The 11,193-nt window shown below is 67.5% G+C and carries 14 protein-coding genes; 7 read left to right on the plus strand and 7 right to left on the minus strand.

Features of this window, described 5'->3' with window-relative positions; genetic code table 11:
- Window position 1: 1 nt before the first annotated feature.
- The 7 genes from ENSA5_RS35075 to efp all read right to left on the minus strand — a co-directional run bounded on the left by ENSA5_RS35075 (window position 2) and on the right by efp (window position 6,286).
- Complete coding sequence (locus ENSA5_RS35075) at window positions 2-448, minus strand: ExbD/TolR family protein (RefSeq protein WP_106396079.1); 447 nt, start codon at window positions 446-448, stop codon at window positions 2-4.
- 249 nt (window positions 449-697) lie between these two features.
- A complete protein-coding gene (locus ENSA5_RS35080) occupies window positions 698-1,183 on the minus strand; it encodes an ExbD/TolR family protein (RefSeq protein WP_106396080.1) in 486 nt (161 codons plus the stop codon).
- A 31-nt stretch (window positions 1,184-1,214) separates the two neighbouring features.
- The gene (locus tag ENSA5_RS35085; RefSeq protein WP_106396081.1) at window positions 1,215-1,937 is read right to left on the minus strand and encodes a MotA/TolQ/ExbB proton channel family protein; all 723 of its coding nucleotides are present in this window, start codon (window positions 1,935-1,937) and stop codon (window positions 1,215-1,217) included.
- 53 nt (window positions 1,938-1,990) lie between these two features.
- Window positions 1,991-2,788 carry an energy transducer TonB gene (locus ENSA5_RS36720; protein WP_146156454.1) on the minus strand — a complete coding sequence of 266 codons (798 nt, stop codon included), beginning with the start codon at window positions 2,786-2,788 and terminating at the stop codon, window positions 1,991-1,993.
- Between the two features lie 31 nt (window positions 2,789-2,819).
- Complete coding sequence (locus ENSA5_RS35100; protein WP_106396084.1) at window positions 2,820-4,400, minus strand: outer membrane protein assembly factor BamD; 1,581 nt, start codon at window positions 4,398-4,400, stop codon at window positions 2,820-2,822.
- Between the two features lie 248 nt (window positions 4,401-4,648).
- The gene (locus tag ENSA5_RS35105) at window positions 4,649-5,668 is read right to left on the minus strand and encodes an amino acid--tRNA ligase-related protein (protein WP_106396085.1); all 1,020 of its coding nucleotides are present in this window, start codon (window positions 5,666-5,668) and stop codon (window positions 4,649-4,651) included.
- Between the two features lie 57 nt (window positions 5,669-5,725).
- Entirely contained in the window at window positions 5,726-6,286 is a 561-nt protein-coding gene (gene efp / locus ENSA5_RS35110; protein ID WP_106396086.1) for an elongation factor P, read from the minus strand.
- Window positions 6,287-6,484: 198 nt separating this feature from the next.
- On the opposite strand from efp, the gene ENSA5_RS35115 reads away from it, so the two are divergent.
- The 7 genes from ENSA5_RS35115 to ENSA5_RS35145 are packed head-to-tail and all read left to right on the plus strand — an operon-like array spanning window position 6,485 to window position 11,071.
- Window positions 6,485-6,895 (plus strand): RrF2 family transcriptional regulator, encoded by a 411-nt coding sequence (locus ENSA5_RS35115; RefSeq protein ID WP_106396087.1) that lies wholly within the window; start codon window positions 6,485-6,487, stop codon window positions 6,893-6,895.
- A 23-nt stretch (window positions 6,896-6,918) separates the two neighbouring features.
- Window positions 6,919-7,875 carry a cysteine synthase A gene (gene cysK / locus ENSA5_RS35120; protein WP_106396088.1) on the plus strand — a complete coding sequence of 319 codons (957 nt, stop codon included), beginning with the start codon at window positions 6,919-6,921 and terminating at the stop codon, window positions 7,873-7,875.
- Between the two features lies 1 nt (window position 7,876).
- Window positions 7,877-8,641, plus strand: a complete 765-nt coding sequence (locus ENSA5_RS35125; RefSeq protein ID WP_106396089.1) for a HesA/MoeB/ThiF family protein — start codon at window positions 7,877-7,879, stop codon at window positions 8,639-8,641.
- 57 nt (window positions 8,642-8,698) lie between these two features.
- A complete protein-coding gene (locus ENSA5_RS35130; protein WP_106396090.1) occupies window positions 8,699-8,977 on the plus strand; it encodes a MoaD/ThiS family protein in 279 nt (92 codons plus the stop codon).
- A 12-nt stretch (window positions 8,978-8,989) separates the two neighbouring features.
- A complete protein-coding gene (locus ENSA5_RS35135; protein ID WP_258183118.1) occupies window positions 8,990-10,012 on the plus strand; it encodes a PLP-dependent cysteine synthase family protein in 1,023 nt (340 codons plus the stop codon).
- Complete coding sequence (locus ENSA5_RS35140) at window positions 10,002-10,469, plus strand: M67 family metallopeptidase (RefSeq protein WP_106396092.1); 468 nt, start codon at window positions 10,002-10,004, stop codon at window positions 10,467-10,469. Before ENSA5_RS35135 ends, ENSA5_RS35140 begins: the two co-directional genes overlap by 11 nt.
- Window positions 10,470-10,492: 23 nt before the next feature.
- Window positions 10,493-11,071 (plus strand): YcbK family protein, encoded by a 579-nt coding sequence (locus ENSA5_RS35145; RefSeq protein WP_106396093.1) that lies wholly within the window; start codon window positions 10,493-10,495, stop codon window positions 11,069-11,071.
- Window positions 11,072-11,193: the final 122 nt, after the last annotated feature.

Below are 11,193 nucleotides of genomic sequence, written 5' to 3' on the forward strand. Positions count from 1 at the left end.
CTCAGATTCCCACGAGGGTGTCTGGCACGGGCCGATTTTTGTGCTTCATGATGCCGAGGACGGCGGCACCGTTACGCTTGGCGAGGTCGAGGAGCTCGACGGCGTCGCCGTAGTTGGCGTCGTCGTCGAAGTCGATGAAGACGACCTTTTTCTCGCGGCCCTGCAGACGGCTGGCGATCAGGTCGCCGAGCTCGTCGCGGGTGCTGATCGGCTGACTGTTGAGGGTCAGCGCGTTGTCCTTGGTCAAGCCGATCACGAGCGTGTCGTTTTGCTGCTTCGGCGGCTTCTTTTTCTTGGTGTCCGGAGGAACCCGCACGGAGATCTCGGGAACGTTCTTCGGGATCATCACCATGAAAATGATGAGCAGCACGAGACACACATCCACGAGTGGAGTGACGTTGATTTCGCTGCTTGGTCCGCCTCCGGACCCACCTGTGTCCATGCCCATGGGCTCTGCTTCTCCTGGGACGCAACGGGGAGGTCAGTTGACGCTTACGCCTCTCCGGGCGCGCAGAATAACGGAATTCATGGGCGCAAGCGAGGGTCACGGGGCCGAGAATCGACTTTTCGCCGCCGCTTCGAGTCACGACAGATCTCCGCCCCTCGGCGTAAAAAGCAAGAGCCGGCGCTGTCCTTTGGACAGGCGCCGGCTCCGGGCGTTCGCGGTCGAGACCGATGATGGCGAGGATGGCGAGGATCAGCCGCTGACGTCGACCACGAGGGCGACGTCCTGGATGTGGATGCCCTCGACCCACTCCATGACGACCCTCACGCGGCCGTAGTTGGTCTTGCGGTCGCCCTTGATGAACAGGATCGGGCCGTCGTACTTGCTCGCCTTGGCCTTGCCCTCGGCGACCGCGACCTCAGCCTGGAGGGCCTCCTGGAAGTCGCCGCGGCTCGTGTACGCGGTTTGGTTGATCCAGACGCCCTCGTCGTCGACCGACACGAACACCTGATCGCCCTCTTTGTGGGACTCGGCCTCGACCAGGGTCGGCAACTGAACGTCCTTGCCGCGTCCGAGCATCGGCGTGACGACCATGAAGATGATCAGCAAGACGAGGCAGACGTCGACGAGCGGCGTGACGTTGATGTTGCTCTGGGGCCCAGCGGCGTGAATGCCCTGGTCCTGCTTGTAGGGGATCCGGCGCGTTCGCCGACCCGTGTGCGCTCCCATGCCGCTCATGTGTGGCTCCCGGTCTGGCCGCAGGGACCGGCTAGTACCGGCCCTCCTTGAGCACGAAGTTGATGACCTCGCTCGCGACGTCGTTCATGTCGATGCCGAAGCCCTCGACCCGCGAGTTGTAGTAGTTGAAGGCCATCACGGCGGGGATCGCCACGAGCAGGCCGACCGCGGTTGCGATCAGCGCCTCGGAGATGCCGCCGGCGACCGAGCTGAGCCCGCCGCCGCCGTCGCCCGCGAGACCCTGGAAGGAGTTGATGATGCCGACGACGGTCCCGAGCAGACCGATGAAGGGCGCGGTCGACCCGGTGGTGGCGATCAGCGCCAGACCCTTCTTGAGGTTCGCGGTCTCGCGCTCCTTGGTCCGCTCCATCTGGCGGTTGACGGCGTCGACGAGGTCAAAGTCACCGACGTCGTCGGGGCCCTCTTCCTGCAGCGCCTCGAGACCCTGGAGGTACTCGTCCATGCCCGAGCCGACCACCTTGGCGATCGGGCTGGCGGCGTGCTGCTTGACCGCGGCGACCGACTCGTCGAGCTTGCGCTCGTTGAGGAAGTTCCGCAGCAGCATGATGTAGCTGATGCTCTGCTTCTTGGCCCTCGAGTAGACGATGAAGCGCTCGATCGCCATGATCGACGTGATGATGAACTGCAAGATCAGGACGATGAGGACCAGCTTGGCAAAGATGCCCATCTGGGCCCACATGCCGGAAAGGGTGAAGGACGGGGCCTCTTCGGCGAGAAGGAGCAGGGTTTCCATGGTCGTCTCTTTGATTGGGGGCCGGTCGCGGCCGGGTCAGGCGGCTCGGCCGCTCACTTGAACTTGACCTTGAACGTGCGTTCGGTGCAGGTCTTGATCGGCTTGTTGCCGACGATGAACGGCTTGAAGCGCCATTTTTTGATGGTGTCACGAATGATCTTGTCGACCTGCGGATCACCGGGGAACTTGGTCTTGGTCTTGACGTCGACGACCTTGCCGTTGGTGTCGACACAAAATGAGGTCTTGTTGGTGCCGTCGCGCTTGTCGAAGCGAGCGGCCTTGGTCTGCTGAAGCAGCTTCTGGTCCGGATCGGGCGAGTAGACAGCCTGCTGCATGACGGCCTGAAGCGGCTTCTTCGAGACCGAGGTCCCGGCGCCGGGCTTGGTCGAGATCGACGCACCGCCGGGCACGCCGCCGGGGACACCGCCAGGCACGCCACCGGGGACACCGCCGGGCACGCCACCGGGCACGCCGCCGGGGATGCCGGTCGGGACGCCGCTGCCCTTTTTCTTGTCGGGGATGTCCTTGGGCTTGTCGTCGGGCTGGGTCAGCTCTTCGAGGGGCTCGTCCTCTTCGGGGACCTCTTCCTCTTCCTCCTCTTCTTCCTCCATCTCGCTGCCGGCGGGCGGCGGCGGTGGAGGCGGAGGAGGAGGCGGCTCCTCGGCGGTCATTTGGACGATGAGGAACTCGATCGTCGGGGGGTTGACCCGCGCGATGCTCATCTTGCCCGCGACCCACATGAACGAGATCATCGCGATCGTGCCAACGATCGCGATCCCAGCCGCCACGGTCAGCAGCATGATCCGGGCGGGGTTGACCTTGGTCGTGTGGATGTAGTGTTCGAACGCCATCGAGGAGGTCCTTTCGCGCTCGCGCGGGGGCTCAGCGGCCCTTGCCCTTGTTGTCTGCTTCGACCGCCTCGAGTTCGAGCGCCGCGAGCTCGGCCCGCAGCTCGTCGAGGCGGGTCGCGTCGGACTTCTCTTCGTCAGCGGTCAGGGGCGCAGGGGGGCAGCAGCCCTGGAACTGCTTTTGCTGGGACAGGAGGGTGAACTCGCCGCCTTTGCCCTCGATGAAGCCCGCGAACGAGGCCATCTTGAGCTTCTTCCAGACCTCGAGCTGAGCCTCGACCTCGGCGCTGATGTCTGGCGGCGCCTCGCCCTCTGCGCCGGCTGGCTGCAAGAAGGTGTAGCGGATCGTGACGATCTTGGTCGGCTTCTCGGCCTCGCCCTCACCCTCGACCGCCGGGGGCGGTGGAGGCGGCGCGTCGGCCCCGCCCTCCCCTTCGACGACGGGCGGCGGCGGCGTGTACTCGACCTCGAGGTCGAACTCGTAGACGAGCTTGGCCTTGTCGACCTCGCGGACCGAGTCGTTGATGACGTCGCCCCACAGGTTGACCTCGCGGTCTTTCCACGAGCTGCCGTCGGTCTCGAGATCGCGGAACAGCACGCCCGGGTCGGCCTCGAGCGGGCAGTCGGGGATCTTCTCGATGTCGCAGACGGCCTTGGTCTCGCGCCAGGCCAGCATGCTGTCGCGGCGGGCAAGGATCGCCTCGATCGCGTCGATCGGCGTGTCGGGCGGATCGACGAACTCGCGCGCGAGGGACTTTTGCGTGTAGGCCATCGAGCGCCACACGTAGGGATCGCGATATTGGGGATCGAGCGCGGTCGCCTTCTCGAGGAAGCCGATGACCTCGTCGGCGACTTCGATCCGGGTCTTGGCGTCGAGGGCCGCGTTGAAGGGCAGCCCGGCGTCGGGATCCGGCATCAGCGGATAGAAGCGCCGGGTCGCCAGCGAGTACCAGGCCTTGGCGCTCTCGGGGAAGTCCTCGGTCCGCTTGACGTACCACTCCTCGGCCTTGTCGGGCATCCCGCAGATGTCCTCGAAGGTCTGGGCGATCGTCATGTAGAGATCTTCGTTTTGGGGGCAGGCCATGTGCATCTGCCGCCAGTACTCGATCAGATCGTCGCAGCGGGCGTCGGCGCCGAGCAGCGCCAGGCGGTGCTGGTTGTAGGCCTTGAGATCGGGATCGCCTTCTTCTTCGGCTTCGCCTTCGGCGGCCCCAGCGTCGGCGCCTTCGGCTCCGTCTTCGCCCGCGGGCTTGGGCTTGGCGCACTCGGGCCGATCGTCCTGGACGGCGGTCTTCTCTCGCTTCTCGTTCCACTCATCGAGCGAGGACAGGGCCAGCGTCGCGTACTCGTTGCGCGTGGCGATCTGCGACTCTTCGGTCGCGTCCTTGAGCTGCAAGACGATGCTCTCGGCGGCCATGGCCCGGTTCCAGAGGACGGTGACGCCGCCGGGCTCCTTCTCCAGCGAGGCGTTGTACTTTTCGATCGCCTGTTCCCACTGACCGTCGTTGTAGAGCTGATTGCCCTCGCGGATCAGATCACGGGCCTCGATCTTGGTACACGCGGCCAGCCCGACGGCCATGGAGATCGCGGCGAAGAGAGCGAGCTTGCGACGCATGGAGGGCGCCAGTGTACCGGTATGAAACCAGGAATCAAGATGAACCTGGGCCCACTTGCGACGGCGAGAATCGACCCGAGACCGATCGTGGCGCGGCCTGGCGAGCTTTTCACAAGCGGCCAAAACACCCTTCTCGCGCTCTTTCGACCGCTCGGGTGCACCGCACGGATGCTCATGCGAGCTGCTGTGCGCGTTCATTCGCGTCTCCCGTCGCGGATCGTGCGCCAACGATCCCGTCATTCGAAGAGTCAGAGGAGCGCGACCTGGTCGAGGCGCTCGCAGCCACACGCGAGGGCGACGAGGCGATCGAGGCCGAGGGCCGCGCCCGCGCAAGGCGGCAGCTGATCGAGCTCGCCAATGAAGGCCTCGGGCATCGGCAGCGCGGGCTGCCCGTGGACCGATCGCATGGCCGAGACGAGCTCGAAGCGAGCGCGCTGTTCGGTCGGATCTCGCAGCTCGCGGTAGCCATTGGCCAGCTCGACCCCGGCGACGTGGCTTTCGAAGCGCGCCGCCCTGCAGCTGTCGGGCTCGCGCTCGGCGAGCGCCGCGAGGCTGACCGGGAAGCCGACGACGTGAACACCGACGCCGGGCTCGAGCGCCGCGAGCCACGGATCGAGGTGAACGTCGGACCAGAGACTAAAGAGCTCGGTCCACGCCAGCAGCCGCGCGAGCTCGGGATCTTCGGGCGCTCGGGGGGGCCGCTCACCGGGGCCCAACCGGACACCCGCGGCCTCCCTTACACGACCCAGTAGCGCGCCAATGGCGTCTGCGGGCTCGCTTCCGGCCAAGGGCTGCCCGAGGCTCTCCCCCATCAGCTCGACGAGGTCGACCCGCCGCCAGCGCCGAGGCGGCTCCGGCGGCTCGACGCCACCGTGGTCCGCGATCAGGGGCGCGACCCCCTCGAACACCGCGGCCACGATCTGCTCGACGTCGCCGATCACTGGCGCGACGCCCTCCTCGACCCCTGCTTCCTCTCGCCCCTGATCGCGGTACCACTCGATCAGGTGGAACTCCTCGCTGTGGCGCGCGCCGACCTCGGCGGCCCGAAACACGTGGGCGATCTGAAACAGCGATCCGGCCCCTCGACACAGGAGGCGCTTCATCGCCAGCTCGGGGCTCGTGGCGAGGAGCTTGCCCGCGCTCGAGATCGGCTCGATCCACGGCTCGATCGCGACGGCGTCAGTCCGGATCGCGGTGCTGACCTCGCGCAGCCCGGCCCCACGCAGCTGCGCGCGGACGGCCGCCAGCGCCGCGTCCCACACGCGCACGCGCAGCGACCACGGCAGGCCGCTCTCGAGCCCCTCGTCCGTGCTCCCCCCGACCAGCTACTGGTTCACGCGCTCGACGTAGGCGCCGGTTCGCGTGTCGATCTTGAGGTTGTCGCCGACCTTGATGAACAGCGGGACCTGCAGCTCGTAGCCGGTCTGAACGGTCGCGCCCTTGGTCGCGCCGGTCGCGGTGTCGCCCTTGACGCCAGGCTCACACTCGCTGACCGACATCGTCACGTGGCTCGGCAGCGTGAGCCCGACCGGACGACCGTTGTAGGACAGGATGTCGACCCCGAGGTTGTCCATCAGGAACTTGGCGTCATCGCCGACGAGATCGGCCACGAGCTCGACCTGCTCGTAGGTCTCGCTGTCCATGAAGGTGAACGAGTCACCGGTCGAGAACAAAAACTCGTACTTGCGCGACTCGACGTCGGCCGCCGAGAGCTTCTCGCCCGAGCGCCAGGTCCGGTCCACGACCGAGCCCGTGATCATGTTCTTGATCTTGCACTTATAGAGGCCCTGCCCCTTGCCGGGCTTGACGAACTGAAAATCGGTCACCACCCAGGGCTGACCATCGATCTCCAGTTTGGCGTTCTTCTTGAGCTCGGAGACGTCCATCGGCGCTCGCTGCCTAGCTCCCCCAGCTTACAGGTGTCAAGGCGGGCCCTGCGCTGGGCCGGGAGTCCGAGCGCGAGATCTCCTGCCTCATTTTAGCGGCTCGAGATCGTATTATTCGCCAGTGACGGTCCCAAAGGGCTGGCGCAGGCGAGCAGCGTGTGGCAACCTCCCGCCAGTTCCTACAAGGGGCACCGGAAAATGCGACTGTCGACAAAAGTCCGATATGGCCTCAGAGCGCTGACCCACGTGGCGCACCGAGGCTATGCCAGCGCCCACGTGATCGCCGAACAGCAGGCAATTCCCTCGCGATATCTCGAAGAAATAATCGGCGAGCTCCGAAAAGCCGGGTTCGTCGTGGGAAAAAGGGGCCCGCGCGGCGGCTACCGCCTCGCCAAACCCGCCGACGAGATCGCGGTGTCCGATGTCATCAGCGTGCTCACCACCGTCTCCGCCAACAGCACGGACGATCCCCAGGACGAGATTACCCGCCTCGTCGAGGATTCGGTCGACCAGCGCTTCGAGTCGGCCGTGGGTGAGCTCAGTCTCGAACAGCTCATCGGCGAAGCCCGTGAGCGCTACCGGCGGCAGGCCGCCGACTACGTGATCTGACAAGGTCCGCCACGAGCCAAGCCATGGACCGACCCACTTTGGTCGACAATATCCTGGGCCTGATCGGCAACACGCCGCTCGTCCGTATCAACCGCGTCGCCCCCGATCCGAACCACGCCGCGACGGTGTGGGGCAAGTGCGAGATGATGAACCCCGGCGGGTCCGTCAAAGATCGCATCGCCCTGGCCATGATCGAGGCCGCCGAGCGCGAGGGCGTGATCCGTCCGGGCGAGAGCACCCTCGTCGAGCCGACCTCGGGCAACACCGGGATCGGCCTCGCGCTGGTCTGCGCGGTCAAGGGCTACCGCCTGATCCTGACCATGCCCGAGAGCATGAGCCTCGAGCGTCGCAACCTGCTGCGCGCCTACGGGGCCGAGATCGTGCTGACGCCCGAAGATCGGACGATGGAGGGCGCCGTCTCCCTGGCCGAGGAGCTGTGCGCCAAGCCCAACCACGTGATGCTCCAGCAGTTCCAAAACCCGGCCAACCCGGCCATCCATCGGCGCACGACCGGGCCCGAGCTGATCGCCCAGATGGACGGCGCGAGCATCGACGGCTTCGTGGCCGGCGTCGGGACCGGTGGGACCGTGACCGGGGTCGGCGCGGCCCTGCGCGAGCACAACCCCGAGGTCAAGATCATCGCGGTCGAGCCCGCCAACAGCCCGGTCCTGTCCGGGGGCGAGCCCGGGCCCCACAAGATCCAGGGCATCGGCGCCGGGTTCATCCCCGACGTCCTCGACACCAAGATCTACGACGCGGTCGCGGGCATCCCCGACGATCAGGCCTACCGCATGCGCCAGCGCCTCGCCCACGAAGAAGGCCTGCTCGTCGGCATCTCCGCGGGCGCGGCCATGGTCGCGGCGATCGATCTCGCCCGCGAGCTCGGCCCGGGCAAGAACGTGATCACCGTGCTGTGCGACACGGGCGAGCGCTACTTCAGCCTCGACGCCTACTTCACGGCCGAGGGCGATCGACGCTGACATGGACGTCCACTTCGTGGTCATCGGCGCTGGCGGGCTCGGCTGCCCTGCCCTGCTCGGGCTCCATGCAGCGGGCGCGCGGCGGGTGACGATCATCGACGACGACCGCGTCGAGCTCAGCAACCTCCCGCGGCAGGTCCTGTTCGCAACCGCGGACGTCGGCGCGGCCAAGGTCGACGCCGCGCGCTGGTCCTTGCTCGAGCGGACCGCGGTCGGGGCCGACGCGCCGACCCTCACCACCCTCCACCGACACCTGGATCCCGCACAGCTCCCCGCCTTGCTCGACGAGCTGTGCGGCGCCGAGCCCTGCGTGGTCCTCGAGTGCAGCGACTCGCCGCGCCTCAAGTTCGCCGTCCACGACGCGTGCGTGGCCAAAGGTGTGGGCGTGGTCATCGGCGGCGTGCTCGGCTGGCGGGGCCAGGCGATGGCCGTCGATCCTCGCCAGCGCGACGCCGCCTGCTACCGCTGCCTGTTCGAGGCCCCGCCCCCCCCCGAGCTCGCGCCCGCGTGCGCGACCGCCGGAGTCGTCGGCGCGGTCGCGGGCGCGCTCGGCCACGCGGTCGCGATGCTGGCCGTGGGCCTCGCCGCCCAACTCGACAGCCAGCACCCCGACAGCCAGGCGAGCCCCGAGCGAGCCCCGCCCGCCTCGCCAGCCGGGACCTGCGTGAACTTCGACCTCCTGAGCGGCAGAGTGCGCCAGATCGCCCCGGCCCCGCGGCCCGACTGTCCCACCTGTCGGCGCAACTTCGAGACCGGGCCGACGTAGGTCCACCCAACCCCTGACCGAAGACCCCTAGACAGACCAGAGAATTGAGAGCTGAGTATGGCAACCGTTCGCATCCCCACCCCGCTGCGCAAGTACACCGAGGGCAAAGACGAGGTCGCGGTCAGCGGCCAGAACATCCGTGAGCTCCTCGACAACCTCGACGGGACCTACGCCGGGATCGGCGAGCGGATCCGCGACGACAAGGGCGCGGTCCGCCGCTTCGTCAACATCTTCGTCGCCGACGAGGACATTCGCTTCCTCGACGGCCTCGAGACCCCCGTGAAGGACGCCGACGAGATCAGCATCATCCCGGCGATCGCGGGTGGACTCCGCTGAATGGGCGCGCGAGTGTCCAACGCGCCCACGCCGACGGGCGCCGAGCAGCTGGCCCTGACCGAGCTGGTCCAACCCGCGCGGGTCGATCGCGTGACCGACTTGGTCGGCGCCACGCCGCTCGTGCGCCTCCACCAGATCGAGCGTGATCACCAGCTCGACCAGCTCGACGGTGGCCCCGCCGTCGAGCTGTGGGCCAAGTGCGAGTTCGCCAACCCGGCGGGCTCGGTCAAAGATCGGCCCGCGCTCCGGATCATCCAAGACGCCCTCGCGCGGGGGGATCTGGCCGGCAAGCGGCTGATCGACAGCACCAGCGGCAACACCGGCATCGCCTACTCGATGGTCGGGGCCGCGCTCGGGGTCCCGATCACCCTGGTCATGCCCGAGAACGTCTCGGCCCCGCGCAAGCAGGTGACCTCGGCCTACGGGACCGAGCTCATCTACTCCGATCCCATGGAGGGCAGCGACGGCGCGATCGTGCTCGCCCGCGAGCTCGTGGACCGCCACCCTGATCGCTACTACTACCCCAATCAGTACGCCAACCCGAGCAACCCCCTCGCCCACTACGAGGGCACCGCGCCCGAGATCTGGCAACAGACCCGGGGCCGCGTGACCCACTTCGTGACCGGGATCGGGACCAGCGGCACGATCGTCGGCACCTCGCGCAGGCTCCACGAGCTCGGCCGCGACGCGGGCCGTGAGGTGACCTGCGTCGCAATGCAGCCCGACGACGGCATGCACGGCCTCGAGGGCCTCAAGCACCTGCCCAGCAGCCTCGTGCCCGAGATCTACGACCCCACGGTGCTCGACGACACGATCTGGATGCCGACCGAAGAGGGCTGGGACATGGCCGAGCGCGTCGCCGAGGTCGAGGGCCTGTTCGTCGGCCACTCGAGCGGGGCCAACGTCGCGGCGGCCGTTCGGGTCGCTCGCGAGCTTCGCGCCGCTCGCCAGCCCGGGGTCGTCGTCACGATCTTGTGTGATCGCGGCGATCGTTACTTCGTCCCGCTGGAGTGGGAGCGCGAATATGTCTGGTGAGTCCGCGCCCCAGCTGCCCGCGCAGATGCTCGAGGCGATCTACCGTCACGCCCGGGCCGAGTTCCCCAACGAGTGCTGCGGGTACGTGCTCGGCAGCGGGGACCAGGCCGAGCTCGTCGTCTGCGACAACCAGCAAGATCGCTACCACGCCGTCGATCCCGAGTCCTACCCGCGCACGGCGGCGACCGCCTACACCTTCGGCTTCAAGGATCTGCGCCGCTTCAACGACAGCTTCGAGTCGGGCCCGCGAGCCACGATCATCTATCACTCGCACCCCCGGGTCGGCGCCTACTTCTCGGCCGAGGACACCCGCGCGGCCCTGAGCGCGGGCTGGCCCGTCGACTACCTCGTCGTCGACTGCCAGGACGACGAGATCCGCGAGGCGCTGCTGTTTCGCAAGCACCCCACGGAGCCCAGCTTTGTCGAGATCGCCCGCTTCGAGGGCGCCAAGATCTGATAGTAAACTGCTAGGCTCGATCCGTGCTCGCCCTCGCGCTCGCCGCCGTGCTCGCCCAGGCGCCGACCCCGTCGACGCCGTCCAAGAAGGACGCCTACCTCGCCGCCAAGCAGGACGCGCATACCCGGCGGCCGGCTCGGGCGACCCAGCGCGCCGATCGACCGATCTGGGCCCGCAACCTCCGGACCCACGAGATCCGTGCGCTGACGGGCCCCTCGGGCCTCGCCGAGGGCGCCGCGGGCCAGGCCGGCCGCAGCGCCTTCTTCCGCTGCTGGTTCACTCACGGCGAGGGGCCGATCCCCGCCGCGCTCGTGGCCGTGATCGTCGCGGCCGCCGAGCACTTCGAGGTCCGCGAGGTCCAGATCATCTCGGGCTTTCGCCACCCCAAGTACAACCTGCTCCTGACCAAGAAGGGCCGCGAGGTCGCAACCAAGAGCCAGCACCCGCTCGGCAACGCGATCGACTTCTTGCTCCCGGAGGTCGAGGCCCGCGAGCTCTACGAGTGGCTGCTCGGCACCCACGACGGCGGCGTCGGATTTTATCCGATCAGCGAGTTCGTCCACATCGATCTCGCCCGCAAACGAACCTGGCGCGGGACCTAGCAGCCCGGGGTGCAATGCCTCGCGCCGCCTCGCTTGGCCTTTTCGCCGAGGGCTTTGTCGCCAAAACTTGCAGTACGCCCGGTACAGCGGCGTTTTGGCTTCGCGCCCTCGGCAAAAATTCC

This window comes from Enhygromyxa salina, assembly GCF_002994615.1.
Taxonomy (GTDB): domain Bacteria; phylum Myxococcota_A; class Polyangia; order Nannocystales; family Nannocystaceae; genus Plesiocystis; species Plesiocystis salina_A.

Excerpts from the sequence above, each read along its gene's own strand:
- ENSA5_RS35080 (WP_106396080.1), bottom strand. The coding sequence starts at position 1,183 with ATGAGCGGCATGGGAGCGCACACGGGTCGGCGAACGCGCCGGATCCCC.
- efp (WP_106396086.1), bottom strand. The coding sequence starts at position 6,286 with ATGGACGTCTCCGAGCTCAAGAAGAACGCCAAACTGGAGATCGATGGT.
- ENSA5_RS35115 (WP_106396087.1), top strand. The coding sequence starts at position 6,485 with ATGCGACTGTCGACAAAAGTCCGATATGGCCTCAGAGCGCTGACCCAC.
- ENSA5_RS35125 (WP_106396089.1), top strand. The coding sequence starts at position 7,877 with ATGGACGTCCACTTCGTGGTCATCGGCGCTGGCGGGCTCGGCTGCCCT.
- ENSA5_RS35100 (WP_106396084.1), bottom strand. The coding sequence starts at position 4,400 with ATGCGTCGCAAGCTCGCTCTCTTCGCCGCGATCTCCATGGCCGTCGGG.
- cysK (WP_106396088.1), top strand. The coding sequence starts at position 6,919 with ATGGACCGACCCACTTTGGTCGACAATATCCTGGGCCTGATCGGCAAC.
- ENSA5_RS35140 (WP_106396092.1), top strand. The coding sequence starts at position 10,002 with ATGTCTGGTGAGTCCGCGCCCCAGCTGCCCGCGCAGATGCTCGAGGCG.
- ENSA5_RS35130 (WP_106396090.1), top strand. The coding sequence starts at position 8,699 with ATGGCAACCGTTCGCATCCCCACCCCGCTGCGCAAGTACACCGAGGGC.
- ENSA5_RS35075 (WP_106396079.1), bottom strand. The coding sequence starts at position 448 with ATGGGCATGGACACAGGTGGGTCCGGAGGCGGACCAAGCAGCGAAATC.
- ENSA5_RS35085 (WP_106396081.1), bottom strand. The coding sequence starts at position 1,937 with ATGGAAACCCTGCTCCTTCTCGCCGAAGAGGCCCCGTCCTTCACCCTT.
- ENSA5_RS36720 (WP_146156454.1), bottom strand. The coding sequence starts at position 2,788 with ATGGCGTTCGAACACTACATCCACACGACCAAGGTCAACCCCGCCCGG.